23 protein-coding genes are annotated in these 25,151 nt (G+C 59.9%); 8 read left to right on the top strand and 15 right to left on the bottom strand.

Annotated elements, in window-relative coordinates:
• Positions 1–83: 83 nt before the first annotated feature.
• The gene (locus tag EGT36_RS10145) at positions 84–1,241 is read left to right on the top strand and encodes a PA0069 family radical SAM protein (protein ID WP_022555710.1); all 1,158 of its coding nucleotides are present in this window, start codon (positions 84–86) and stop codon (positions 1,239–1,241) included.
• Between the two features lie 444 nt (positions 1,242–1,685).
• Positions 1,686–2,339, top strand: a complete 654-nt coding sequence (gene rnhB / locus EGT36_RS10140) for a ribonuclease HII (RefSeq protein WP_081950564.1) — start codon at positions 1,686–1,688, stop codon at positions 2,337–2,339.
• Between the two features lie 92 nt (positions 2,340–2,431).
• Here the strand turns inward: rnhB and EGT36_RS10135 are convergent, their stop codons facing one another.
• The 13 genes from EGT36_RS10135 to EGT36_RS10075 all read right to left on the bottom strand — a co-directional run bounded on the left by EGT36_RS10135 (position 2,432) and on the right by EGT36_RS10075 (position 15,840).
• Entirely contained in the window at positions 2,432–3,415 is a 984-nt protein-coding gene (locus tag EGT36_RS10135) for a ribose-phosphate diphosphokinase (protein ID WP_052114205.1), read from the bottom strand.
• A 314-nt stretch (positions 3,416–3,729) separates the two neighbouring features.
• Entirely contained in the window at positions 3,730–4,215 is a 486-nt protein-coding gene (locus EGT36_RS10130; RefSeq protein ID WP_004440269.1) for a F0F1 ATP synthase subunit B, read from the bottom strand.
• A gap of 1 nt (position 4,216) precedes the next feature.
• Entirely contained in the window at positions 4,217–4,858 is a 642-nt protein-coding gene (locus EGT36_RS10125) for a F0F1 ATP synthase subunit B (protein ID WP_004440268.1), read from the bottom strand.
• 80 nt (positions 4,859–4,938) lie between these two features.
• Positions 4,939–5,166: a F0F1 ATP synthase subunit C gene (locus EGT36_RS10120; RefSeq protein WP_003494147.1), complete on the bottom strand. Its 228-nt coding sequence runs from the start codon at positions 5,164–5,166 to the stop codon at positions 4,939–4,941.
• A 72-nt stretch (positions 5,167–5,238) separates the two neighbouring features.
• A complete protein-coding gene (locus EGT36_RS10115; RefSeq protein ID WP_004440258.1) occupies positions 5,239–5,988 on the bottom strand; it encodes a F0F1 ATP synthase subunit A in 750 nt (249 codons plus the stop codon).
• Between the two features lie 61 nt (positions 5,989–6,049).
• Entirely contained in the window at positions 6,050–6,415 is a 366-nt protein-coding gene (locus EGT36_RS10110) for an AtpZ/AtpI family protein (RefSeq protein WP_022555707.1), read from the bottom strand.
• 270 nt (positions 6,416–6,685) lie between these two features.
• Positions 6,686–7,849 carry a cell wall hydrolase gene (locus tag EGT36_RS10105; RefSeq protein WP_035209376.1) on the bottom strand — a complete coding sequence of 388 codons (1,164 nt, stop codon included), beginning with the start codon at positions 7,847–7,849 and terminating at the stop codon, positions 6,686–6,688.
• A 365-nt stretch (positions 7,850–8,214) separates the two neighbouring features.
• Positions 8,215–10,134, bottom strand: a complete 1,920-nt coding sequence (locus EGT36_RS10100) for a potassium transporter Kup (RefSeq protein ID WP_004440255.1) — start codon at positions 10,132–10,134, stop codon at positions 8,215–8,217.
• 15 nt (positions 10,135–10,149) lie between these two features.
• A complete protein-coding gene (locus tag EGT36_RS10095) occupies positions 10,150–11,127 on the bottom strand; it encodes a magnesium transporter CorA family protein (RefSeq protein WP_004440254.1) in 978 nt (325 codons plus the stop codon).
• Positions 11,128–11,461: 334 nt separating this feature from the next.
• Positions 11,462–12,592: an Mrp/NBP35 family ATP-binding protein gene (locus EGT36_RS10090; RefSeq protein WP_037090812.1), complete on the bottom strand. Its 1,131-nt coding sequence runs from the start codon at positions 12,590–12,592 to the stop codon at positions 11,462–11,464.
• A gap of 127 nt (positions 12,593–12,719) precedes the next feature.
• Positions 12,720–13,943 (bottom strand): CmpA/NrtA family ABC transporter substrate-binding protein, encoded by a 1,224-nt coding sequence (locus EGT36_RS10085; RefSeq protein WP_037090813.1) that lies wholly within the window; start codon positions 13,941–13,943, stop codon positions 12,720–12,722.
• 78 nt (positions 13,944–14,021) lie between these two features.
• A complete protein-coding gene (locus EGT36_RS10080) occupies positions 14,022–14,762 on the bottom strand; it encodes a helix-turn-helix transcriptional regulator (RefSeq protein ID WP_037090815.1) in 741 nt (246 codons plus the stop codon).
• 208 nt (positions 14,763–14,970) lie between these two features.
• Positions 14,971–15,840: an IclR family transcriptional regulator gene (locus tag EGT36_RS10075; protein WP_172965639.1), complete on the bottom strand. Its 870-nt coding sequence runs from the start codon at positions 15,838–15,840 to the stop codon at positions 14,971–14,973.
• 83 nt (positions 15,841–15,923) lie between these two features.
• Between EGT36_RS10075 and EGT36_RS10070 the strand changes: the two genes are divergently transcribed.
• From EGT36_RS10070 to EGT36_RS10055, 4 genes are read left to right on the top strand one after another with little or no spacing between them, the layout of a single operon-like run.
• On the top strand, positions 15,924–16,694 hold the full coding sequence (locus EGT36_RS10070) for an SDR family NAD(P)-dependent oxidoreductase (protein ID WP_037090817.1): 771 nt from the start codon (positions 15,924–15,926) through the stop codon (positions 16,692–16,694).
• On the top strand, positions 16,694–17,608 hold the full coding sequence (locus EGT36_RS10065; RefSeq protein WP_048902660.1) for a 2-dehydro-3-deoxygalactonokinase: 915 nt from the start codon (positions 16,694–16,696) through the stop codon (positions 17,606–17,608). The genes EGT36_RS10070 and EGT36_RS10065 overlap by 1 nt, the downstream gene beginning before the upstream one ends.
• A gap of 15 nt (positions 17,609–17,623) precedes the next feature.
• On the top strand, positions 17,624–18,253 hold the full coding sequence (locus EGT36_RS10060) for a 2-dehydro-3-deoxy-6-phosphogalactonate aldolase (protein WP_004440240.1): 630 nt from the start codon (positions 17,624–17,626) through the stop codon (positions 18,251–18,253).
• A 4-nt stretch (positions 18,254–18,257) separates the two neighbouring features.
• Positions 18,258–19,145: an SMP-30/gluconolactonase/LRE family protein gene (locus tag EGT36_RS10055; RefSeq protein WP_125270359.1), complete on the top strand. Its 888-nt coding sequence runs from the start codon at positions 18,258–18,260 to the stop codon at positions 19,143–19,145.
• Positions 19,146–19,330: 185 nt separating this feature from the next.
• Here EGT36_RS10055 and EGT36_RS10045 read toward each other — a convergent pair whose 3' ends face one another.
• Together EGT36_RS10045 and EGT36_RS10040 are read right to left on the bottom strand one after the other, a co-directional pair.
• The gene (locus tag EGT36_RS10045; RefSeq protein ID WP_125270357.1) at positions 19,331–20,683 is read right to left on the bottom strand and encodes a putative bifunctional diguanylate cyclase/phosphodiesterase; all 1,353 of its coding nucleotides are present in this window, start codon (positions 20,681–20,683) and stop codon (positions 19,331–19,333) included.
• Positions 20,684–20,866: 183 nt separating this feature from the next.
• A complete protein-coding gene (locus EGT36_RS10040) occupies positions 20,867–22,486 on the bottom strand; it encodes a response regulator (RefSeq protein WP_162719123.1) in 1,620 nt (539 codons plus the stop codon).
• Positions 22,487–22,892: 406 nt separating this feature from the next.
• Between EGT36_RS10040 and mutL the strand changes: the two genes are divergently transcribed.
• Together mutL and EGT36_RS10030 are read left to right on the top strand one after the other, a co-directional pair.
• Entirely contained in the window at positions 22,893–24,725 is a 1,833-nt protein-coding gene (mutL, locus tag EGT36_RS10035) for a DNA mismatch repair endonuclease MutL (protein ID WP_034496289.1), read from the top strand.
• Positions 24,726–24,875: 150 nt separating this feature from the next.
• A complete protein-coding gene (locus EGT36_RS10030; protein WP_004440232.1) occupies positions 24,876–25,097 on the top strand; it encodes a DUF2093 domain-containing protein in 222 nt (73 codons plus the stop codon).
• The last annotated feature ends 54 nt before the right edge of the window (positions 25,098–25,151 follow it).

The raw sequence follows: 25,151 nt of genomic DNA, 5'->3' as shown, positions 1-25,151 counted from the left end.
GGGCGATGAGGCCTCTCCGGATGGAAACGGTTTAGGGCGTTCAGCGTGCCTCGAAAGGCGTGCGACGTCTTGGGAGCATCCAGATGAGAAATCATTCGCTTTCGGGGCAGGCTGCCTTCCAGCCGAGCCATATGCCTGACATTGCCAATGCGCTGGCCGATGCATCCGGCCTGCGCATCGAGATTGACCGTCGCCGCGGCCGTGGTGCGGGGCTCAATCCAGATGGACGTTTCGAAGCCTTGCAGCGTGAGGTCTTCGACGATGGCTGGCAGACGCTGGAAGAGATGCCGGAATTCCGCACCGAGGTGCAGGTGGAAAAGCCACGCAGCATCATCACCCGCAATGAATCGCCCGATATCCCCTTCGATCGTTCCATCAATCCATACAGGGGCTGCGAACATGGCTGCATTTACTGTTTTGCCAGACCCACTCACAGCTACATGGGCCTTTCGGCCGGACTTGATTTCGAGGCCAAGCTGTTTGCCAAGCCTGATGCGGCCAAACTTCTGGAACGGGAACTGGCGAAACCCGGCTACAAGGCGCGGGTAATCGCCATCGGCACCAATACCGACCCTTACCAGCCGATTGAGCGCGAATGGCGCATCATGCGGCAGATACTGGAAGTGCTGGCCAAGGCTGATCATCCCGTCGCCATCGTCACCAAATCGGCGCTGATCAAGCGGGATATTGATATTCTCGCGCCAATGGCAAAAAAGGGGCTCGTCAAGGTCGGCATTTCCGTCACGTCGCTGGATCGCAAGCTTTCGCGCACGATGGAGCCGCGCGCCGCCACGCCGGAGAAGCGGCTGGAGGCCGTCAAGGCGCTGACGGATGCCGGAATTCCGGTGGCGGTGATGATGGCACCCGTCATCCCGGCGCTTAACGATCATGAAATCGAGCGCATTCTTGAGGCCGGCAAGGCTGCTGGCGCGACCGAGGCTTCCTATGTGCTTTTGCGGCTGCCGCTGGAGGTAAGCCCGCTGTTCCGCGACTGGCTGCTGCGCAACTATCCGGACCGTTACCGTCATGTCATGTCGCTGGTGCGCTCCATGCGCGACGGCAAGGATTATGACGCGGAGTTCGGCAAGCGCATGAAGGGTGATGGCCCTTATGCCTGGCAGATCGGCAGGCGATTCGAGATGGCGACCAAAAGACTTGGTCTCATCCGCCGCGGCATCAACCTGCGTGACGACCTGTTCGTGCCTCCGGGCGGTGCCGGGGTGCAATTGTCTCTGCTTTGAGAGCCGCATGGTGAAAGTGACTGAAGGTAACGAATGCCCGTGATGAACCAGACGCTACCCTCGGGCTCGACCCTGGAACGTGAACCGAGCGCGACAGGATCTCGGGTCAAGCCCGAGAGGACATCGAGCATGGGGGGATGACGCGCCGACAATACGAGGTGCTGTGAGCTTTTAATAAACGGAATTCAAAATGACAGGAGCAATCGTCTCATCGTGTTGCTCTCGACGAAATGCCCGGCTGGTTTTCCCTGGCCCGCCGGACATCGCCCCTGGAACCGCCGCCTCGCGTGCGATCGTTTTTCCTCCGCCGCCCTGCTGGAGGATAAAAGGTCATGACGACCTTGGGCACGGTGAGCCACGCCCCTTGACCCCGGCTCATCGTGCCTGTCATCGCCCGCTTCCGGGGGCTTGCAGGAGATCGGGTGTGTGTGCCAGTTTCGCCGCATGAAACGCACGGCCACACCCGATTCTCCTGCCCTTTTTGATCTTGCCGATACTGGCCCGGATTTCTCGTTCGAGCTGGAAGCGCGAAAGAAGGGCCTCTGGCCGGTCGCCGGCACGGACGAGGCAGGGCGTGGCCCGCTCGCCGGCCCTGTGGTTGCGGCCGCCGTCATTCTCGATCCGGACAATATTCCTGACGGAATGGATGATTCCAAGAAACTGACGAAGCAAAAGCGCGAGAGCCTGTTCGTCCAGATCATGGAAACCTCGGTCGTATCGGTCGCCTCCTCCGGCCCGGGCCTGATCGACACGATGAATATCCTGCGCGCCAGCCTGGACGCCATGCGCCGCGCAGTCCTCGGACTCGAAATTTCCCCCGCCCTCGTACTGGCCGACGGCCGCGACAGGCCGCCAGGCATCACCTGCGAAGCCAAGGCCGTCATCAAGGGCGATTCCCGCTCCCTCTCCATCGCCGCCGCCTCAATCGTCGCCAAGGTGACCCGCGACCGGATGATGGAACGTGCGGGTGTGGTGCATTCATCCTATGGCTTTGAAAGCCACGCAGGCTACGGCACACCGGCCCACCTGCGCGCCATCGAAAGCCACGGGCCCTGCGCGCTGCACAGGATGAGCTTTCGGCCACTGAAGCGGGATTGATGACAAATGGTGAAGTTCTAGCCGCAGCGCGGACTTGACGGCGGCGCCACCTGAGGACATCTCTAGTCCGGCAGTCCAAAGAAATGCTCACTTCATTTGCTTTGAGACGCGGTGATCACTTGGGCCGGACCAATGTCCTCGGCCAGAAGCGCGCTAACGGAATCCCCCGAATTAATCCGGCGCATTGCTTCGGCGAGAGCCGGTGCGACAGACAACACGGTAAGCTTGGGAAGGCGCTTTTCGGCAGCGATGGGCACCGTGTTGGTGCACACGATCTCAAGCACGTCCGGTTCCGCGGCAAGCCGGGCAACTGCAGAGCCAGCGAGAATTCCGTGCGTGGTGGCGATCCGGATGGTGCGTGCGCCGTGGGCCCGCAGATGTTGGAGCAGCTCAAGAATGGAGCCACCGCTGGCGATCTCGTCATCGAGCACAATGACGTCGCGATTTCGGATATCGCCGATCAGCGCCGAGATGCGCACTTGGGTATCGCTCACCCGTTCTTTGGCGCCGGCCGCGACAGGCACATTCAGCCGCTTTGCAAAGGCGGCCGCGTTCTTGGCATTGCCAAGGTCGGGGGAAACGACGACGGCCCGGCTGAGATCATAACGGAAGAAATAATTGGCGAGCTCGCCCAAGGCGTGGAGCTGATCAACAGGCACGCTGAAAAAGCCGTGGACCTGGGGGGAATGCAGCGTCATGGTGAGCACGCGGCTGGCACCTGCCGTAACTAGGAGATCTGCGACCAGCCGACCGCCGATGGAGATCCTCGGCGCATCTTTCTTGTCGGAGCGAGCATAGGAAAAGTGCGGAATGACTGCGGTGATGCGTGAGGCCGACGCACCACGCGCCGCATCGAGCATCAAGAGCAGCTCGATCAGGTTTTCCTGCACAGGCGCACTGAGCGGTTGGACGATAAAGACATCTTGCTCCCGGCAGTTTGCCTGCAGCTGGACCTCAAGGCAATCGTTGGAGAAGCGCTTAGTGCGCACCGGATGCAACGGCACGCCGAGGTGGGAACAAATTTCCTTCGCAAGTTCGGGATGCGCACTACCGCTGAAGATGGCTATCTGGTTCAACGAGAACTCTCCCCTTAACTGTCCGGCTTATGATAGTTGCCTCTGTCATAGTCAACCCTTTGCGGGCAGTGTTTGCTAAGGGCCTTCCGATGCTTTCGGTGCGTCCAAACCATGCCAAGTATTGGAGCAAAGCGATGAGCAATCTGCATCAAAAACATTGCAGCCAGTTACCGCCACCCTAAGAGAAATGCCTGTTAGCGAATGCCGCATTTTCGTAGTGCAGGCGGCACCCAATCCTAACCAGCTTTATCACCTCAAACAAAAAACCCCTCGCGGCGGGGCCGGAGGGGTTTTGAACAATACCGAGATAAATCTCAGTTCAGTTTCGACTTCACTTCGCCGATCGTGGCGGTGAAAAGCTTGGCCTTTGCGGCGGCCGTCGTCTTTTCGGCCAGCAGCTTCTCGGATGCGGCAATGGCGATGTCGACCGCGGCGGCGCGGACGGCGCCGATGGCGTCTTCTTCGGCCTGCTTGATCTTCTGTTCCGAAAGAGCCGTGCGGCGGGCGACGAATTCTTCCGTCTTCTGCTTGGCTTCTTCGGTCAGTGCGGCGGCTTCGCGTTCAGCGGCGGCAACGATGCCGGCGGCTTCGGCTTCGGCTTCCTTGCGCTTGCGCTGATATTCGGCCAGCAGGTGCTGGGCCTCTTCACGCAGGCGCTTGGCTTCAGCCAGCTCATCCTGAATATTCTGCGCGCGCTCGTCCAGAGACTTGGAGAGCATGCCCGGAACCTTGAGATAGGCGATCAGGACGAAGAAAAGGACGAGACCGACGAGAGCGAAAAATGATGCATCAAATGCCATATCAGGCTCCCTTGACGTTCGAAGCGGCGGCAATCGCTGCCTTGACGTCCGTGTCCTTGACCTTTGCGCCAACCAGCTGGTCGACGATTGCGGTCGCGGTTTCTTCGGCGATGGCGCCGACGTCGGCAAAAGCCTGGTCCTTGATGCCGGCAATGCGCTTTTCGGCGGCGGCAAGCTTTTCGGCGAGACCGGCTTCAATAGCGGCGCGATCGGCATCGGCCTTCGCCTTGGCGGCGTCACGGGCCGCGGCGCCGATCGAGCTTGCCTTGGCGCGGGCTGCCGCGAGTTCTTTTTCATAGGTTTCGACGGCAGCGTCAGCTTCAGCTTTCAGCCGTGCCGCTTCGTCGAGATCCTGTGCGATGCGTCCATGACGGTTTTCGAGAATGCCGCCGACGCGCGGAACGATGACCTTCTGCATGAGCAGGTAGAAAAGGCCAAACGTAATCGCCAGCCACAGGACCTGCGATGCATAAGTAGACTGGTCGAACGGCGGGAAAACGCCGGAAGAACCGTGCTCGGCGCCATGCGCTACACCGGTTTCCGTGTGCGTGGCTTCCGGTTGCGGCTGGCCAACGGCCGGAGTTTCCGTATGCGTTTCACCTACGGTCGGTGCTGACTGGGCATAAGCCTCGGTCACGAACATGCTCACCTCCAGGGGGACTGCAAATGCGAAGGATCACGGCACGCTATGTTGCGGGCCGTGATCCAGACCTGATGCCGGTATTAGACAGCGAACAGGAGAAGGAGAGCAACGAGCAGCGAGAAGATGCCCAGAGCTTCCGTAACGGCGAAGCCGAATACCAGACGGCCGAACTGGCTGTCGGCAGCAGAGGGGTTGCGCAGTGCGCCGGACAGGTAATCACCGAAGATACGGCCGAGTGCGAGGGACGTACCAGCCATGCCGAGGCATGCGAGACCTGCGCCGATGTACTTTGCTGCTTCCGCTTCCATGTGAGACTCCTTGAGATATTGGTTGTTGCGGCTGTTTTTGACGCCCGTTGCCGGGGCCAGCGACTTTACTTCTCAGTGACCACCATGCACGGCGTCGTTCAGGTACATGCAAGTCAGTACCGCGAAGACGTAAGCCTGCAGGAAGGCAACGAGAAATTCGAGAGCGGTCATGGCGACCGTCATGATGAGAGGCAGGACTGCACCGCCGACGCCGAGCGCGCCAAGCGCGCTCATGGAGGCGACGAAGCCTGCGAAAACCTTGAGCGTGATGTGGCCGGCCAGCATGTTCGCGAAAAGACGAACGGAAAGGCTGATCGGGCGCGACAGGAAGGAGATCATTTCAATCGACGCCACAAGCGGCAGAAGCGCCTTGGGCACGCCGGAGGGGGCGAAAATGCCGAAGAAATGCAAACCGTGCTTATAGAAACCGTAAACCACGACCGTGCCGATGACGAGGCAGGCGAGCGCGAAGGTGACAATGATCTGGCTGGTGACCGTGAAGAAATACGGGAACATGCCGAGCAGGTTTGCCGTCAGCACGAACATGAACAGCGAGAAAACGAAGGGGAAGAACACCATACCCTTCTTGCCGGCGCCTTCGCGCAGCATGGAGGCGATGAACTCATAGGACATTTCGGCAACGGACTGCATGCGGGTGGGGATCAGACCGCGGTTCGACGTTGCGAAATAAAGGAAACCCGAAGCAGCAGCCACGGTCGCGACCATGAAGAGCGACGCATTGGTGAAGGAAAAATCGACGCCGCCAATTTCGATCGGAATGATCGGCTGCACCAAGAACTGATGGGTCGGATCGTTTGCCACCGGCTGCCCTCTTTACCTGTCGCCGCCTGTCGCGGCATCTCAACTGTAAGGAAAAACAGCCTCAAAGGCCGCGTTTTCCACCCTCGTCTCGTCTGTCCGCCTTCTCAAGCAGCGGCGGCTTGGCCACCGCGCCCGTCGAACGCAACACATTCAATACGCCTGCGCAGAAACCGAGAAGAAGAAGAACGATCATCCCCCACGGCGTCGTGCCGGCAAAATAGTCCAGAAGATAACCCAGCATAGCGCCGACCACGATGGCCGAAATGAACTCCGATGAGAGCTTAACCGCCATCGCAAAGCCTTTCCGGCTCTCCGCAGCGTTGGTCTCCGCCCTCACTTCCGCCTCATCCTCCGCCTTCACCTTTGCCAACTCGTCAGCAAGGCGTTTGCGGCGCTCGTCCAGACTATCGTCACGGTTGCCAGTCATCTTAAAATCCCACCCATTTTCTCCGTTCCAGCCATGCCAGAACCCTTTGGAGTTGTAAACGGTGACGGATTAAGCCTGTTCCAGCCCGCTCTGAAGTCGCGCGCAACATAGTTTTAGGGGCTTCTCTAGTCAAGGCACTGCGAGCGGTTGTTTAGGCACAAATTAATCATGCAAAAACAATGCCTTGACTAGAAATCACGGTTTGGGGGCGATGTTTCGCCGGGGAATCGGCATTTTTGACACGCAAAATGCGACAAATTGGCGGTGGTATCAGCTCCAGCCGCCACCATAGGTACGGTAAAAGACGTGGAGGCCGATTCTGCCGACCTTCTTCATCGACTTGCCCCAGGCGGGACGCACGTAAACGGCGTGATAGTGGGTAGCAGAGCCAACTTCCTTCAGCCAGATCTTGCCGGCCGTAGTCGCCATGGCCACTTCGCGGGCCATCTTCCAGTGGCGTTCGGAATTCACCCGGTCCTTGATATTATCGCAGGCGAAGGAGAACTGGCAGCGATTGCGCCAGTCCTTGTTCTGGTAGACAACGCCGCAGATGGTTTTCGGATAGGCCGGATTGCGCACGCGGTTGAGGATGACCTGCGCCACCGCCGCCTGACCTTTAACGGACTCACCGCGCGCCTCGAAATAGATGCCCGATGCAAGGCACTGCTGTTCGGCCGGAGAAAACACGGCAGCCGGCAGCGGCGTTGCGGCCCAGGCGTGGTCATCTGGGTTGATCTGCGGTACGAAGCGGCCGGCCTCGGGCTTCTTCAGAATGGCGTCGAAGGGAGACTCGCGGGCAAAATCCGGTTCGGCGGGCGCATAGGCCGTCGCCAGGATGTCCGGCGTGCGGTTGGTGACGAGTTCCGCCAGCATCGGCGAGACGCTCTTGTCCGCCTTCTTTTCCTCGCGGCGGAAATAGAAAGAGGCGAGTTCGACATCCTTGCCGCGCTTCGGCTTGACGAAGGCGGTGCGATCCTTGCGCTTCAGCGGCTCGATATCCAGCATCGAGGTGCGCTGCAGCACCGAACCGGCGGTGAAGGCCTTCGGCGGCTGCATGATTTCGGTGGCGACGATGCGGCCCTTCTTGGCGGCGCGGTTCACCCGCTCGCTGTCCGGCGTCGTTGCCTCGCCCTTCTTGTTGGTGACGAACGCGACCTTGCTGCCATTGGGCAGGGTCATGCCGCCGCCATGCAGCGCCTCGTCCCCTTCCGCATCGTTGAATGTCAGGGAGGCGTTATGCGTCGAGCCCGCCGGGGAGGCAGTCAGCACCATGCGCCATTGTTCGCCGCCCTTGTCGAGGCCCGCCAGAAGCGAGGCGAGATCGGCACGCGCAGCGAGGGAGGGAAAGACAAGCCAGGCGGCCAGGCCGAAGACGACGGGTGACGTCCACTTGGACGCCCATCCCTGAAAGGACACGGGGGACCGACGACGCATTACTCTTTTCGAACGCAAAACCAGCACTCCGAACACCGACAACCGAATTTTCTACAGGTGTTCAAGAATCTCTTATTAACCTTGATGGTTGGTTAACGCCGCGCAGGAAGGTGTCTTCACGTTAATGTGTGAGGGAATGCTAATGAGTATGGCGTGGAGTCGAGTTCGCATGCGCCGATCAGAACTGTGCCGCAGGGAATCTCCTCATCCGTCATTCCGGCCTCGAGCCCGAACCAGCCGTCGCGCGTCGGCGCGGCGTAAAGACCCCTTCACCCCAAGGACTTGGGCTGGCTGGATACCGGCTCAAGGCCGGTATGACAGAGAGAACGAGATCGCCCGGCTACATTGAGGGCATGCCCACTTCGTCACACCACGACGTGCGAACCGAGTTCCACCACCCGATTGGCAGGCAGGCGGAAATAGTCGGAGGGATCGGCCGCGGTTTCGGCGAGCGCGATGAACAGGCGGTTCTGCCAGCCCGGCATGCCCGATTTCGGATCTGGAACCAGCTTGCGGCGACCGAGATAGAAGGAGGTCGACATGATGTCGAACTTGTAGCCCGTGCGGCGCAGATAGCCCAGCGCCTGGGTAACATTCTGGGTTTCCATGAAGCCGAAATGCAGCTCGACCACGGCGAAACGGTCGCTCATCTTCGTCAACGTATAACGATCTGCCGGATGAACGCGCGGCTGATCCTCGGTGCGGATCGTCAGGATGACGTTCTTGTCGTGAAGGACGTGGTTATGCTTGAGATTATGCAGCAAAGCCGCCGGCGCCGTTTCCGGATCGCCGGTGAGGAAAATCGCCGTACCCGGTACGCGCACCGGCGCATGGGCGCTTTCCTTTTCCACTGAGGCGATGAAGGCCTTCAGCGGCACATCGATGCGGCGCGTCTTGGCGAACAGGATTCTCGAACCGCGCTGCCAAGTCGTCATGATGACCGTGAAGGCAATCGCCAGCAGCACCGGCACGTAACCGCCATCATGAATTTTCAGAAGGTTTGCGCCGAGGAAGATCAGTTCCAGCACCAGAAGCGGGGTCAGCACCGCAAGGGCAAGCCAGATCGACCATTGCCAGCGTTTGCGCACGAACTCGAAGAACATCAGGCTGGTGACGACCATCGCACCGGTGACCGAAATACCATAGGCGGTGGCCAGCGCATCCGAGCTCTTGAAGGTGAGCACCAGGGCAACGACACCGAAAAGCAGGATGGTGTTGACCGCCGGAAGATAAATCTGCCCGGTATTGGTTTCCGAGGTGAAGAGAATTTCCATGCGCGGCAGGTAGCCGAGGTGAATCGCCTGGCGAACCAGCGAGAAGGCGCCCGTTATAACGGCCTGGCTGGCAATGATTGTCGCGGCGGTCGCCAGAATGACGGCGGGCAGGATCGCCCATTGCGGGAACATCAGATAGAAGGGATTGGACATGGCCGCCGGGTCTTTCAGCACCAGCGCGCCCTGCCCCAGATAGTTCAGCGTCAGCGCCGGGAATACCAGACAGAACCACGCCCACTGGATGGGGCGGCGGCCGAAATGGCCGAGGTCTGCATAAAGCGCTTCTGCGCCCGTAATCGTCAGGAACACCGCGCCGAGCACGACAATGCCATAAAAACCTTCATTCGCCAGAAACTCGACCGCGTGCCACGGGTTGAAGGCAAAGAGAATGCTGAAGTCGTCAGCAATATGAATGAGGCCTGCAAGGCCCATGACGATGAACCAGACCGCGGTGATCGGTCCGAAAAATTTTGCCACCGTGCCGGTGCCGTGGGACTGGATGGCGAAGAGGCCAATCAGGATACCGACAGAGATCGGAATGATGAAGGCGTCCATCTCCGGGGTGACGAGCTTCAGGCCTTCCACCGCCGAAAGCACTGAAAGTGCCGGGGTGATCATGGCATCGCCGAGAAACAGCGCCGCGCCAATCAGGCCAAGCACGATAAGAACGCTGCGATGGGTGCCGGCCGTCTTCATCAGCAGCGCCAGCAGCGACAGCGTACCGCCCTCGCCGTCATTGTCGGCGCGCAGCAAAAGCGTGATGTATTTGAAGGTGACGATGATCGTCAGAGACCAGATCATCAGCGATGTGAGGCCGATGACCTCTTCCTGCGTCACCCCGTCATAGGCGATGGGCCGCAGGGCTTCGCGAAAGGCGTAGAGCGGGCTGGTGCCGATATCGCCATAAACGACGCCGATCGAACCAAGGATAGCGGCGTAAAGCCCCTTGTTCTTGTGAGCGTCATCCGCATCCGGCTTCTCGGCAACATCCTTGTCAGCGATCTGGGACATGATGATCCTGGCTCCTCAGAGCCAGCCCTTCCAACGAAAAAAGAGAAACGGGATGATTGCGGACATCACCATGACGATCAGCGCAAGTGGATAACCAAATGTCCAGTTCAACTCCGGCATGAGCTGAAAGTTCATTCCGTAAACCGAAGCCACCAGCGTGGGCGGCAGAAAAACCACCGAAGCGATGGAGAATATCTTGATGATGCTGTTCTGCTCGATGTTGATGATGCCGAGCGAGGCATCGAGCAGGAAGGTCAGATTGCCGGAAACGAAGGAGGCATGTTCGTTCAGCGACTGGATATCGCGTCCGATGGACTTGCCCTGCTCCCTCGCAACCTTGTCCGCGCTCGCCTGATCGCTGGTGGAAAAGAACGTCTGCAGCCGCGCCAGCGATGCAAGACTGACGCGGACCTTCGAAATCAGCCGATGATAGGCAGCGATGTTGGTCAGGCGGTCTTCGAGATAACGCGGCGCCTTGCGCTTGGAACGGGCTTGGCTGCCGAGAATATCAGCGGCGAGATTGTCGATGCCAGCGACCGAGTTTTCGAGAATTTCGGCCGTGCGATCGACGATTGTCTCGAGCAGTTTCAAAAGCAGCGCCGTGCCGCTGCGCATCTCATGCGGCGCGCGGGTGATGGCGGCAATGAAAAGGTGGAATGATTTCGGCTCAGCATAACGGATCGTCACGAGGCGCGTGCCGGCGAGGATGAAGGCGACGTCGGTGAGGCGGGGGTCGTCCGAATCCGCCTTCCACACCAGCGATGCGGTCATGAAAACATTGCCGTCTTCCATGTAGAGACGGCTGGAGGGCTCGATATCCTTCAGATCCTCACGCGTCGGCAGATCGAGCTGCAGCAGCTTTTCCACATGCTGCTCTTCCGCCCTGTCCGGGTTGACGAGATCGATCCAGACGATGTCATCAGGAATCTGTACGGAGCCGTCGTCTGACGACAGGCTGATCGCCTCGCAATTGGCGCGATAGGCTTTTATCAATCCGTTTCTCCGCTCCACATTGCAGGCCTTAGCCGCAATGCTGCTTAACATATCCTGTTTGCTGTCGGCAAACCTTTGGACGACACTTCAGGGACCACCGAAACAGGCGCAACGTCATATCGCGCCAGCCCGATGGACCAAGAGCCAAACGGCGCAGGCGTATGCGCCCAAAGCGAGATGCAATCAAGCAATATTTTTTCGTGACAGCTTTGCAGACGAAGCACTTCTGGATTTCATGGCCAGAAACCGCACCGTTACTGGCCACCAATCTTCTGTTTTTACAGGACTATTCACAGCGCAGGTGCGCTTTGCGGTTTTGCCGGCCGTCCGTAGCTTATTCGAAAACGATCTTTGGAGCCGCTTTTCTTTCACCGGCGCCAATACGCTCCCAGACTTTTTTCGCTATCTCGCGGTAGATCGCAGCCTGTGGACCATCCGGGTCGGCAACGACGACAGGCGTTCCGGCGTCCGACATTTCGCGGATGGCGATGGTGAGCGGCACCTCGCCGAGGAACGGCACACCGATCCTTTCGGCTTCCGCCTTCGCGCCGCCGTGGCCGAAAATATCGTAGCGGGCGCCGGTATCAGGTGCGATGAAGTAACTCATGTTCTCGATGACGCCGAGCAATGGCACCTCCACCTTGCGGAACATGGTGATGCCCTTGCGCGCGTCGAGCAGCGCGAGGTCCTGTGGAGTGGAAACGATGACCGCGCCGGCAAGCGGCACCTGCTGGGCGATGGTCAGCTGCGCATCACCCGTGCCGGGCGGCATATCCAGCACCAGCACGTCGAGCTCGCCCCAAGCGACTTCACGCAGCATCTGCATCAGGGCGGACTGCACCATTGGCCCGCGCCAGATCATCGCGGCCTCCTCATCCACCAGAAACCCCATGGACATGACCTTCAGCCCATAATTCTCCATGGGAAGAATGATGCGGTCCTCCTGCTGTTTCGGACGACCGGAAATCTTGAGGAGCCGCGGCAGCGAAGGCCCGTAAATGTCCGCATCCAGCATGCCGACCTTCAGGCCAAGCGCCTGAAGGCCGAGCGCAAGATTGACTGATGTCGTCGATTTGCCGACCCCGCCCTTGCCCGATGCGACGGCGATGATGGCGCGGACGCCGGGGACGCCCACCTTGGACGAGCCCGGCTGCTGTGTTGGCCGGCCCGCTGCCGCGGCGGGACGCGGCGGCGCCGGCTGCTGTTGGCCGGGCTTGCGATCGGCAGTCAGCGCCACGACCGCGCCGGCGATACCCGGAACGCCCTTCGCCGCCTGTTCGGCGGACAGGCGCAACGGCTCCATCTCGGCCGCCCTGTCGGCCGGGACGGTGATCGAGAAATAGGCCTTTCCATCTGCGATGAAGATTTCCGAGACCATGCCGAGGGAAACGATGCTTCTGCCGCTGCCGGGATAGATGACGGCGTCCAGAGCCTTTTCCACCTGGTTCTTGCTAACCTCTGCCATTGTCTTACTCCGTTACATCGTCCGGCCTGATCGGGAAACAATTTGCGCCATCCATAGACAAGCGGAAGCGGTTCGCCAACGCCAAAGCGCAAACAGGAACCATTCGCGACGATTTAGCGCTGCGATTTCAAATCTCGTCATCCATATCGAGCGTCTCCGGATCGAAGACGCGCCCGTCGAAGAAACAGTCGGGTCCCAGAACGAGGCCGGTACGCGATGCGCCGACATGAACAGGTTCCCTCAGCGTGCCTTCCAGCTTCAGATTGGCGCCCGGCACCGGCACGAAAAGTGGTTTCATCGCCTTGCGAAAAATATCCGGCCTATACGCATTGCGTGCGGCTTCCACCACCGCGGCATCGAAACGGCAACCGGCGGGTATTTCCCCCCAGCGCAACATCTGGCTGAAGAACCAAAGAGCCTGGCTTTGCCATGGAAAATTCGCCGCTTTCGCGCTGGTGACGAAAAATTCCTGAAAACGCTGCATGTCCTTCTGCGAAGTCGAAATATAGCCCGTCAGGGCCGGAAGCAGTAATTCGCCACTGACGTTCATATAATGGGGGGCGGCCAGAATACCGGCGAGTTCTTCGATATTGGCGGGGTTGGCGCACCACTCGCCCGCGCGATAAAGCGCGCGTAGCAGCCCCTCCAACAGGCTGGCATTCGCATCAGCCCAATCTCGCTTCACGGCAAGTATTTTTTCCGGGGCATTGTGCCAGATGAGCGCGCCCGTCGTCACGATACGCCCGGCGCCACCCAGCACCGCAGCGCTGCCCGCGGGTTCAGCGGAACAGAGCGCATCGACGTCGCCGCTTTCCAGAAGCCCGGGCATCGCCTTCGGCAGCGCTTCGACGATTTCCATGTCACGGCCAAGCAGCACACCGCAGCTTCCGAGCAGATAACGCAGGGCATAAAAGGACGTCGAGGCGATATCCTCAACCGCGAAGACGGGCGGATTTTCACCCGCGGCCCGGCGTGCGGCGCAGACGCGGGCCATCGCACGGCCGAAAGCCGCCGGGTCCGGCAGCTTCAGTCCCTCACGGTAAAGTTCATCATAAAACCCAGGGGAAACGGTGGTCGCGGAGCCGCCGAGGGAAAGCGTGAAAACGCCGATGATATTGGCGGGCATATCATGGATGCCAACGGCCGACCCCACGGGAACGGGAGCGGGCAAATGCGCGATCTGAACGCCGTCCTCGCCGAGCACCGAAAGAACACCACGTGCGGACTGCTTTCGGACCAGTTCCAGTTCTATGCCTTCATCGGCGGCAAAGCCTTTTTCGGCAGCGACTATCAGCACGGCGCAATCGACAGTCGGAGAAAATCCCGCTTTTACACTATGCCGCTCCGGCAACGATTTCTCCTTTCCGGTGATTCGAAAAGAGGATCGCCCAGGAAGGGCTTTATCACAATGATAAAATTGCGAGTTTCGCTATTTAATCAGTCCGACGCGCAGGGCCTTGGCGACCGCCTGGGTGCGGTTGACCGTATCGAGTTTTTTCGTCGCGCGGTTCAGGTAGTGATTGATGGTATGCTCCGACAACATCATGATCTCGGCGATTTCGGCACTGGTCTTGCCGGCTGCCGTCCAGTTCAGGCAGTCGATCTCCCGTTCGCTCAATGTTTCCGGCACGCGGAGATCGAGACGGCGGATTTCGGACAGCCGGGCAAAGACGTGGCTGGAAATGTAAAAAAGCTCCGCAAGCCGGGCTTCCGGCAGGGCCGTCTTGTTGCCGGAAAAGGATACGGCGCCGCGCCTGAGGGTGACATCATGCACCGGGAACCAGACGGAATTTATCATCTCGAACCGTTCGAAAAGCGCGACCACGTTTTTCTTCAGGACATGCCCCTCGCCTTCGACCAGGAAATCCAGCGACACGGAAAAGGGTACAGTGGATTTTCTTAGCCGCGCCATGACGCGGCTGTCCTGCAACTCGCCTTCTTCATCATAGCGTTGCAACAGTTCGGCCGGCCAGCTGGTGATGACGGTATAATGCGATAATTCGCTCGAGACCTCTGTAGTGAGGTCGAGTACCATGAAGGCCCTGAATTCCCACGCCTCCGTCAGCCGCTTCAGGAAGCGGAATATATCGAACTGCGTATTAAGATTGGCGATCTCGCGAACGCAATCAACACCAATCGACTGAACGCTGGCCGTTTCTGTTTTCTGCATGAAAGCTGTTCTTCGAGCATGAGGAAATGCCGCCGCAAAGGCCCGCCTCTGCCCGGAATTTTGAGGATGTTACTCAGCAAATCGATTCATGCAAACAAAAGTTGAAAATTAGATCAGAATATTCGAAAATTAGCGTTATCTCGCGTAAGCCGGTCATGTCTCCTCTTTTTCGCGGGCGGGCATCCCCATAAGCGGCATCGGCTTTTCGTCAATCATCCGCAACCGGCGATAAGCGATAGACAAGTTCTGCCGAAATTTTATCGGCGGTTGCACGCACTAGCGGAGCCCAGGCGCGGAGCTGTTCCACATCCACCCTGTAGGCGGGGCCGGTCACTGAAATCGCCGCGCGGAAACTGCGTCCCGGGGCCGGTAACGGCGCCGCAACGCAATGAATGCCGATCTCGTGTTCCTGAAGGTCGAAACCGTAACCGAGGGTGCGAATGGCCGAAACATCCTCCATCAGGGCCTGCGGTGTGGTGATGGTGTTGTCCGTGAAGCGCTTAAAATCCAGCCCGTCCGCGAGATCTTCCAGATCGCCGGCGGGCAGCAGCGACAGCGCAGCCTTACCCACGCCGGTGCAATAGGCTGGTGAGGTCTTTCCAACCTGCGAATGCATGCGCAAGCTGTGCTTGCCCTCAATCTTGTCCAGATAGGTCACTTCGCGCCCGATCAGAACCGCGAGATGCACCGATTCCTGCGTTGCCTCCTGCAGCGCCGCCAGGTGTGGGGCGGCTATGCTGCGCAGATCGTTGCCACTCCAGGCTTTGGCTGCAAACTGCAACAGCCTCAGGCCAACAACGTAGGTCTGGTCGGGAGCCTGGTCTATCAGGCCTTCGGCAAGCAGATGTGCGAGCTGGCGGTGGACGGTGCCTCGCGGCTGGCCGCACGCTTCCACCACATCGGTGAAACGCATCTGCCTTTCAGCAAGGGCGATCAGTTCCAGGAGCGAGGTGGCCTTACCGAGTGTACCGGTGTCGCTATCGGTTTTTTGCCGCGCGGCTGGAACTGCGCTGCGCATCCTGCCATTGGGTATTTTGATATCAGGCATGGCAACATCCATTGTCATTCGCCTTGACATGGGGCTTGCGCCAAGGGAATAATTCCATTTATTAAAATCTAGTTCCAAATAATGGAACAATCAAGCCCCTGACGGATGAGATCATGCCGATGACGACAGCCCAATTTCCGGACCTCAAGGATGCGGGCGTGCTGATCACCGGCGGCGGTTCCGGCATAGGGGCTTCGCTCGTGGAAGCCTTTGCCATGCAGGGCGCAAAGGTAGCGTTCATCGATATCGCCGAAGAGCCGAGCGAAGCGCTGGTCCGGCGGCTTTCCGGGGTGTCGCCCCACCCGGTCCATTTCTTCAGGGCCGACCTGCGAGACGTGGCGGCCATAGCCGTGACCGTCACTGAGGCGGCCGCGGCGATCGGCGGCATCAAGGTTCTGGTCAACAACGCCGCCTGGGACGACCGTCATGACATAGATACGGTGACGGAAGCCTATTGGGATGCCAATCAGGCGGTCAATCTCAAGCAGATGTTTTTTACCGTTCAGGCCGCGCTTCCCTACCTCCGGCTCGCGAAAGACGCCTCCATCATCAATTTCTCGTCCATCTCGTTTCTGCTCAACATGGGCGAACTTCCCTCCTATGCGGCGGCGAAGGCAGGTATCATCGGGTTGACAAAAAGCCTTGCCGGCCGGCTGGGGCCAGAAAATATCCGCGTCAACACGCTGCTGCCGGGCATGATCGTGACCGAGCGGCAGAAGGAACTGTGGCTGACGGATGAGGGCATTGCGACCACCACGGCGCGGCAATGCTTGAAGCGCATGCTCGTCGCTGCCGATTTGTCTGGGCCATGCCTGTTTCTCGCATCCTCGGCATCAAGCGCCATCACGGCGCAATCCATAATCGTAGACGGAGGCCTTCTATAATGTCTGAACCCGCTTTTATCGCCGTTGACTGGGGTACGACCAGTTTCCGGCTCTGGCTCATGAGCCGCTCGGGTGCTGTTCTGGCGGAGCGCAGAAGTTCGGAAGGCATGACCACGGCCATGCGGACCGGTTTTGCCGAGGTTCTGCAAGCGCATCTCGACGCCATCGGCGCGCCTGAAGATTTGCCGGTTCTCGTCTGTGGTATGGCAGGCGCGCGGCAGGGTTGGGTCGAAGCGGGTTACATCGACGTGCCGGCATCGCTGTCGTCGGTGCTGGATGGCGCGGTTCGCGTGCCGGGTCAGGCGCGCGATGTGCGCATTCTGCCGGGGCTGGCGCAGCGGGATAAAAACGCGCCCGACGTGATGCGTGGCGAGGAAACGCAATTGCTCGGCGCTCTTGCCTCCTCGGACACCGGCGAGAAACTTGTCTGCATGCCCGGCACGCATTCCAAATGGGTGACCGTTCGTGATGGCGACGTCAACGGCTTTGCCACCTTCATGACCGGCGAACTGTTCGAGGTCATTTCCAAGCAGACGATCCTGTCCCATGCGGTGGCCGAGGCGGAGCCGTTCACCGGCCAACACGAGGACTTCAGAGCGGCCGTGCTCGACATTTACGCCAATCCGCAGCTCGCCAGCAACCGGCTGTTCACACTGCGCTCCGGTCAACTGCTGCATGGCCTCGCCGCCACGGATGCCAAGGCCAGGCTTTCCGGCATCATGATCGGGCTGGAGATCGCCGGCGCGCATTCGACGGCGCGGCGGGAGACACCGGTGGTGCTGATCGGCTCCGGCGCGCTTGGCGCGCTTTACGAAGGCGCCTTCACCGCCCTCGATATCCACTATACGGTCATCGACGCAGACGAAGCCGTGCGGCGCGGATTGCTGGCCGCTGCAACAGCCATCTGGCCATAAGAAGAAAGATCGACCATGCGTATTCCCTTTCCTTCCATCAAATATCCGCTGATTGCCATCCTGCGCGGCCTGAAACCCGAGGAGACAGAAGGCGTTGTCGGCGCGCTGATCGAAACCGGCTTCCGCGCCATCGAAATTCCGCTGAACTCCCCCGATCCGTTCCGCTCCATCGAGATCGCGGCAAAGATGGCGCCCGCCGATTGCCTGATCGGCGCCGGGACCGTGCTGAGCGTGGAAGACGTCGCATCGCTGGACGCGGCAGGCGGCAGGCTGATGGTTAGCCCCAATGCCGATGCGGAGGTCATTACAGCTGCACGTGAAAAAGGCATGGTGACGATGCCGGGCGTTCTCACCCCCACCGAAGCGCTGGTGGCCGCAAAAGCCGGTGCGACCGGGCTGAAGTTCTTCCCCGCCAGCATCATCGGCCCCGCCGGCATCAATGCGATCCGGACGATCCTGCCGAAGGATCTGGTCATCGCCGCGGTCGGCGGTGTCTCGGATAAGAATTTTGCCGACTATACATCGGCCGGCATCATGGCGTTCGGGCTCGGAACCAGCCTCTATAAACCCGGCATGACCGCAGCGGAGGTACGCGAACGCGCCACTGTCACACTGTCGGCCTATGATGCAGCCATCGGAGGATAAGAGCTTGGCGACTGTTTTTCCCTTTACCGGACGTGTTCTTGACGAGACGCCGATGCTGCTCGGCGAAGGCCCGACCTTCGACCCTGCGACCGGCACGGCCTGGTGGTTCAACATTCTCGAGCGGGAATTGCATGAACTGCACCTCGCCTCCGGCCGCAAGACGGTCCATGCCCTGCCCTTCATGGGCAGCGCTCTGGCAAAAGTCAGCGACAGCCAACAGTTGATCGCCTCCGATGACGGGCTTTTCCTGCGTGATACGAAGACTGGTGTGCTGACTCTGCATGCGGAGCTGGAAAAGGACCTGCCCGGCAACCGGTCCAATGACGGGCGCATGCACCCTTGCGGCGCGCTTTGGATCGGCACCATGGGCCGCAAGGCGGAAACCGGCGCGGGCAGCATCTATCATGTTTACAAAGGCACGGTGACGAAGCTGTTTGCCGATATCAGCATTCCGAATTCGATCTGCTTCTCGCCCGATGGCGCGGCCGGATATTACGTCGATACCAAGGTGAACAAGCTGATGCGCGTGCCGCTCGATCCGGAGACCGGCCTCCCTTCCGGCAAGGCTGAAGTCTTCATCGATTCGACAGGAGTCGATGGCGGTATCGACGGCTCGGTCTGCGATGCTGAAGGGCATATCTGGAACGCTCGTTGGGGCGAAGGCGCGGTCGATCGTTATGATACCGACGGCAACCATATTGCCCGATATGCGGTGCCCGCGGGACAGACGACCTGCCCGGCCTTCGTCGGCCCGGAAGCATCGCGCCTTCTCGTGACGTCGGCGCGTGAAAATCTTGACGAGGACGCCCTAGCCGCCAATCCGCAGCACGGGTTGACGTTCGAACTGGGGGTTGAGGTCAAGGGCCGGTTTGAGCCGCTTTACAGGCTCTGAGACGCCGCACGCACCGCCTTCTCCTCATTCCTGTGCTTGTCACAGGAATCTAGGCAGTCCAAGTCCTTGGGCTGAAGGGACTCTCTTCGCCGCGCAAACGCGCGTCGGCCGGGTTCCCGTGACAAAGACAGGAATGAGGGGTGTTGGGGGCGTCCCCACCACCTCGTCCAAGGTCATTCCGTTTCTCAGGAAATATCCGAAAATATCTCGCGGTAATTCTCATGTAGATACCGCTGGGTCGCCGCGGCGTCGGCGGGGCGGCCGTAGAAGTAGCCTTGTCCCATGGCGCAGCCGAGCGCGCGCAGTTTTTCCTCTTCCGCCCGCTCCTCTATCCCTTCGGCCACGACTTCAAGATCAAGCCCTTCGCACATGGCGACGATGGCCTTGATGATATGTTCGGAAGGGCGGTCGCTGCTGATGCGCGAGACGAAAGCGCGGTCGATCTTCACCTTGTCGAATGTGAAATCCCGCAGGCGGCCGAGGCTCGATTGGCCGGTGCCGAAATCGTCGAGAGAAATACGAACGCCCGCGCTCTGCAACTCGCTGATGATCCGCTGGGCGGTATCGGCGGAGGTCATGACCGCCGTTTCGGTGATTTCAAGCTCCAGCCGGTGCGGGTCGAGGCCGACACGCGAAAGTATGGACAGAATATTGTCGGCCGTGCTGGGGTCCATCAGTTGCGCGGACGACAGGTTGAAGGACAGAAAGAGCTCACGCGGCCAGAAAAGCGCCGCTTCCGCGGCTTTTCTGAGCAGGGCCTCCGAAAGCGCATCGATGAAACCGCGTTCTTCGGCCAGCGGCACAAAAACCGCAGGCGATACGAAGCCGAGATCCAGATCGTTCCAGCGCGCGAGCGCCTCGAAACCGATGACCTTCGCCTCCTCCAGCCGGACGATGGGCTGGAAATGCACGTCGATCGCGTCGGTGATGATCGCGTTTCTGAGCGCCTGCTCAAGCTGCGTGGCGCGCTTCATCTCCTGCGCAATCTCACGCGAATAGACGGTGATCTGGCCGCGGCCGCGCCGCTTGGAGCGGTAGAGCGCCGTCTCGGCGCTTTTCAGAAGATCCTCAAAATCATCGCCGGCGAAGGGATAGATGGCAAAGCCGAACGAGGAGGAAAGCCGGACGTTACGATCACCAAGATCATAGGGAGCGGAGAGCACGTCCTTGATCATGTTGCCGACACGCTCGGCACCGGTGCGTTCGAACACCAGCGGCAATACGAAAGCGAATTCGTCGCCGTCATGGCGCGTCACGATGGCGCCATCGGGAATGCAGGCTTTGAGGCGGTGAGCAACCTGGCAGAGGATTTCATCGCCCGCCTGCACGCCGAAAAGGTCATTGATGGGTTTGAAGCCGTCTATATTGGCAATGCCGACCGTGAAGGGTGCTGGATCGCTGGAGCGTTCGCTGGCGAGCATGCGGATCTTGTCCCGCAAACGGTAGCGGTTGCCGAGCCCTGTCAGCGGATCGCTGTAGGCCATCGCCTGAAGCTCGTTCTGGCTAACCTGCAACGTTTGCGGCTCTGCCCGTTTCATTCCTGCATCTCTTGAATCCTCTATCGACCGCGATCACAATGCAGGGCAAGTATTAAAAAAGCCATAGAGCGACGAACCGAAAAACGCAGACCGCCCTCGTTGAGACCCGCTGCCAGCGCAAAACGGCCGAGGCGGCGGCAATTAATTGTATGTTTACGCCACGCGGTTCGATGGAGGGGGCTATCACGCCTGCAGCTGCAGCACGTCCTTGCCAAAAAGCCGCACAAAAACAGCCTCCACCATATCGGGGCTGACAGGTTTCAGCAGCATGTCCTCCATCCCGGATGCGAGGCATTTGTCGAGGTCGCCTTCGAATGCGTGGGTAATGACGCCGACAACAGGAATGCGCTTTTCACCCGAAAGATCGCGCATGCGGCGGGCGACCTCGAAGCCGTCGATATCGGCAAGTGTCGTGTCAAGCAGGACGACCGACGGAGCCTGTTCCACGAAGAGACGCAGCGCTTCCTCGCCCGACGTGGCGAGCCGCCAGGAAAGCCCGAGACCCTCAAGTATCTGCGAAAAAACGATCTGGTTGACCCGGTTGTCCTCGACGAGAAGAACGTCGCACACGCCGCCGTTGCTGAGGATTTTGGGCAGGTCCTGCGTCATGATCTCCCAGTCCTCCTCTACCGATTTCTCCTTCGGCACCGAATGGAGCCCTACAGCCACATGATGCAACAACGACGCGTCAATCTCGTCCTCCTCGATGCTGACGACGGGCAGATGGTGTGCCGCGGCAATATCGAGGCATGCGATGCTCATCTGGGCGTCGATGACAACAACATCGATGGCAACCCCGGCGGAGGCGGCGACATCGATAAAGGCGCGCTGCTCTTCCTCGCTCGTCACCGCTGCATGGTCCATGCCACCTGCCGTGAGCTGGCGGCCTGCGGCCTCTGCAAAGCGGCTGTTTTCGGAGACGACCAGCACCGCCTTGCTTTTCAGCAAGCCGTTACGGCCTTCCTTCTCCTCATCCTTTCCATAGGTTGAGGACACAAATGCCACATGCTCCAGAGAAGGGATGACGGGCATGCCGTTCGCATCGAGCGTGGCGAGCGCAGTCACATCCTCCATCGTCGTCACCAGAAAATAACGGCCTGACCGTCCTACGCGCTGTTTGCGCGTGATCGTCAGTATCTCTTCACCGTTCAGGCGTCTCACCCTTTCCGGAATGACGCTTGGCGTGCCGCTCTCCAGTACCGTCCGGTCGGCCGCATCGATCCGCCCCGCAACCTTGCTTGAATGGAGATCGAAGACCGTGCGTCCGAGCAGGCTCTCGGGGCTGGTTTCGACCAGGGTGCAGGCGGATTTGTTCACGGCGGCATAGGCCAGGTTCCGGTCCTTGACGAAGACGGGAAACGGCAGATTGTCGAGAATATCCTCGAGGAGCTGTACGCGCTCGAGATCGATACGCCATTGTTCTTCACGCTTCTTCTGTTCAGAAATATCCGCGAGGACACTAATGCCGAGACCGGATGGCAGGCGGTTCATGACAAAGCGCAGGAACCGCTCCCCCTTCAGCCGTTCGGTTTTTTCAGACCGTTCCTTCCAGTGCAGAGCCAGCCGTTCGCCGATCCACTCTTCCCGACCGAACTGGCGGGCATTGGCGGCAGGATTTTCCGTCTCGATATGGTAACAATCGTACAGGGCGCCAAGATAATCGCGCAGGCGCGCGCCGGGGCCGATGACGGCCTCTTCCAGCGGGAAAAAACTGAGGAGCTTCCGGCTTGCGAAAATAATGTGATCGTTACGGTCGTAAACGACGATCGCCGCGCCAAGCGCGTCGCAAAGGGCATCAAGCATCACCGTATGAACGCCCGCGCCGGAGGACGCCAAATCACTCAACTGCAAACTCCCGCCTGTTTTAATGGGTCAGGCTTTTGTTTCTATTGGAATCGTCCAGGGCAGATGCCGGGATGAAACGAAAATTCCGGAAAACAGACATCAGGGTTTGCCGCTTGAAGCAGTCTTGAGGAGAAGATGACGCTCACCCATAGTCGACGTCACACACCACCCGGCAGAGGTGGCCCCGTTTCTGCGGTCATTTCAAGCTGCCCCACCATAAACAAGGGCGATTAAGGGCGGATTAACGCTTAAACTGCATTGGCGGAAATGGTCCGATGCCATGCAACCCGCAAAACATGTGCAAATTTCCGCGGTCTCAGTTTTTTGCTTTCGAAGCCGGCGCGAATCCGCGAAAATGGCGATCATGGCCATCAAGCAGCTCTCAGAAACCCTTATCAACCAGATCGCCGCCGGCGAGGTCATCGAAAGACCCTCCAGCGCCACGAAGGAACTGGTGGAAAATGCCATCGACGCCGGGGCGACGCGCATCGAGATCGCCACGGCGGGCGGCGGCAAGGGGCTGGTGCGGATTACCGACAATGGCTGTGGCATGTCGCCGGCCGATCTCGAGCTTGCGGTCAGGCGGCACTGCACCTCGAAGATTTCCGATACACTTGACGATATACGCACGCTCGGCTTCCGCGGCGAGGCACTGCCCTCCATCGGCTCCGTGGCCAAGCTGACGATCACCAGCCGCCAGCAGGGCGCGGAGCAGGGTTCGGTGATTTCCGTCACCGGCGGCAAGGTTTCCGATGTGAGGCCGGCCGCCTCGAATGCCGGCACCATCGTCGAGGTGCGCGACCTGTTCTTCGCCACACCGGCGCGGCTGAAATTCCTGAAGACGGAACGCGCCGAAGCGGCCGCAATCACCGAAGTCGTCAAACGCATGGCGATCGCCTTTCCGCATATCCGCTTCGTGCTGTCAGGCACGGATCGGTCGACGCTCGAAATTCCGTCGACGGGTGACGATCATCTGGCCCGCATGGCGCAGATTCTCGGTGCGGACTTCAAGGACAACGCCATCGAAATCGATGCCGGGCGTGAGGATGTGACGCTGACGGGCTTTGCCGGCGTGCCCACCTTCAACCGTGGCAATTCGGCGCATCAATATGTCTTCGTCAACGGCCGTCCGGTGCAGGACAAACTGCTTTTATCCGCCATTCGCGGGGCTTACGCCGAGACCGTGCCGCATGGGCGATATCCTGTCGCGGTGCTTTCCATCACGCTCGATCCCGCCTTTGTGGATGTAAACGTACACCCGGCGAAATCCGACGTTCGTTTTCGCGACCCCGGGCTCATTCGCGGGCTGATCGTCGGCGCGATCCGCCAGGCGCTGACGCGTGACGGCGACAGGGCGGCAACGACGGGCGCCAGCCAGATGATGAACGCCTTCCGCCCCGGCTATAGCCCTTCTGGCCTCAGGCCATCGCCTTTCACGACCGCTCCCGCGCCATGGTCCGCCGCGACCTCGCCGTCACGGCCGCTCGCCGTTTCAGGCGCAACGCAGTTTTCGGAGGCGGTACAATCACATTTCTCGGACATCACCACCCCAACGGCGCGGGCCGAGTCTCGGGAAACTTATGAAGCCGGCGCGAGCTCCTCGCCCGAGCCCACGCTCTACCCGCTCGGGGCCGCGCGGGCGCAGCTGCACGAGAACTACATCATCGCGCAGACAGAAAACGGCCTTGTCATCGTCGACCAGCATGCGGCGCATGAGCGGCTGGTTTTCGAGCAGATGCGGAATGCGCTGCATTCCAAACGGCCGGCTTCGCAGGTGCTGCTCATTCCCGAAATCATCGATCTGCCGGAAGAAGATTGCGACCGGCTGATGGATCACGCCACCGGTTTCGATGCGCTGGGGCTCGTCATCGAGCGTTTCGGGCCGGGTGCCGTCGCCGTTCGCGAAACCCCGGCCATGCTGGGTGAGGTCAATGTGCAGGGATTGGTGCGCCAGCTTGCCGACGAGATCGCCGAATGGGACGCCGCCTCGACGCTTGCCAACAAGCTAGAATATGTCGCCGCCACGATGGCCTGCCACGGCTCGGTGCGTTCCGGCCGGCGCATGCGGCCGGAGGAGATGAATGCGCTTCTGCGGCAGATGGAAAATACACCGGGTTCGGGCCAGTGTAATCATGGCCGTCCGACCTATATCGAACTGAAGCTTTCCGATATAGAACGGCTCTTCGGCCGCAGCTGACGCCTTCTTACATGCACGGGCGTCGGGGCTGGCCTTGCGCCACGCCGGCCTATATAAATTCAGGATACTGGAGCATCCGGATTGTTCAGGAAAACGCTACGCCGTTTCGGACTGGGTGCCCTGACAGGACAGAGCAGGAGACGAAAACGGATGAACAGATTTGAAGGAGGCGGCAATCGCCTCGCCGTCATCGAATATCTCGACGGTGACTTCCGCATCGTCCAGACCGGCTCGCATGTCATCTGCGCCATGACAGGCAAGAGCATTCCGCTCGATGAGCTGCGCTACTGGAGCGTGGCGCGGCAGGAGGCCTATGTGGATGCCGCGGCTTCTCTGGAAGCCGAAAAGAAGGCTGGTACTTTGCCGGCATAAGGAGGGAAGAGACGCGTCGAGTGTCGCGCGTGTGCCTCCCTCGTCCCTATGCTC

This window comes from Agrobacterium sp. FDAARGOS_525 (assembly GCF_003938925.1).
GTDB classification, from domain to species: domain Bacteria; phylum Pseudomonadota; class Alphaproteobacteria; order Rhizobiales; family Rhizobiaceae; genus Agrobacterium; species Agrobacterium pusense.
The sequence above is the reverse complement of the archived record's forward strand: the minus strand, read 5'-3'. Positions and strand labels throughout refer to the sequence as shown.

Excerpts from the sequence above, each read along its gene's own strand:
- EGT36_RS10110 (WP_022555707.1), bottom strand. The coding sequence starts at position 6,415 with ATGACTGGCAACCGTGACGATAGTCTGGACGAGCGCCGCAAACGCCTT.
- EGT36_RS10130 (WP_004440269.1), bottom strand. The coding sequence starts at position 4,215 with ATGGCATTTGATGCATCATTTTTCGCTCTCGTCGGTCTCGTCCTTTTC.
- EGT36_RS10125 (WP_004440268.1), bottom strand. The coding sequence starts at position 4,858 with ATGTTCGTGACCGAGGCTTATGCCCAGTCAGCACCGACCGTAGGTGAA.
- EGT36_RS10060 (WP_004440240.1), top strand. The coding sequence starts at position 17,624 with ATGCGTATTCCCTTTCCTTCCATCAAATATCCGCTGATTGCCATCCTG.
- EGT36_RS10145 (WP_022555710.1), top strand. The coding sequence starts at position 84 with ATGAGAAATCATTCGCTTTCGGGGCAGGCTGCCTTCCAGCCGAGCCAT.
- EGT36_RS10090 (WP_037090812.1), bottom strand. The coding sequence starts at position 12,592 with ATGGCAGAGGTTAGCAAGAACCAGGTGGAAAAGGCTCTGGACGCCGTC.
- mutL (WP_034496289.1), top strand. The coding sequence starts at position 22,893 with ATGGCCATCAAGCAGCTCTCAGAAACCCTTATCAACCAGATCGCCGCC.
- EGT36_RS10040 (WP_162719123.1), bottom strand. The coding sequence starts at position 22,486 with ATGCTTGATGCCCTTTGCGACGCGCTTGGCGCGGCGATCGTCGTTTAC.
- EGT36_RS10070 (WP_037090817.1), top strand. The coding sequence starts at position 15,924 with ATGCCGATGACGACAGCCCAATTTCCGGACCTCAAGGATGCGGGCGTG.
- EGT36_RS10105 (WP_035209376.1), bottom strand. The coding sequence starts at position 7,849 with ATGCGTCGTCGGTCCCCCGTGTCCTTTCAGGGATGGGCGTCCAAGTGG.
- rnhB (WP_081950564.1), top strand. The coding sequence starts at position 1,686 with ATGAAACGCACGGCCACACCCGATTCTCCTGCCCTTTTTGATCTTGCC.
- EGT36_RS10030 (WP_004440232.1), top strand. The coding sequence starts at position 24,876 with ATGAACAGATTTGAAGGAGGCGGCAATCGCCTCGCCGTCATCGAATAT.
- EGT36_RS10065 (WP_048902660.1), top strand. The coding sequence starts at position 16,694 with ATGTCTGAACCCGCTTTTATCGCCGTTGACTGGGGTACGACCAGTTTC.
- EGT36_RS10045 (WP_125270357.1), bottom strand. The coding sequence starts at position 20,683 with ATGAAACGGGCAGAGCCGCAAACGTTGCAGGTTAGCCAGAACGAGCTT.
- EGT36_RS10120 (WP_003494147.1), bottom strand. The coding sequence starts at position 5,166 with ATGGAAGCGGAAGCAGCAAAGTACATCGGCGCAGGTCTCGCATGCCTC.
- EGT36_RS10100 (WP_004440255.1), bottom strand. The coding sequence starts at position 10,134 with ATGTCCCAGATCGCTGACAAGGATGTTGCCGAGAAGCCGGATGCGGAT.
- EGT36_RS10080 (WP_037090815.1), bottom strand. The coding sequence starts at position 14,762 with ATGCAGAAAACAGAAACGGCCAGCGTTCAGTCGATTGGTGTTGATTGC.
- EGT36_RS10075 (WP_172965639.1), bottom strand. The coding sequence starts at position 15,840 with ATGTCAAGGCGAATGACAATGGATGTTGCCATGCCTGATATCAAAATA.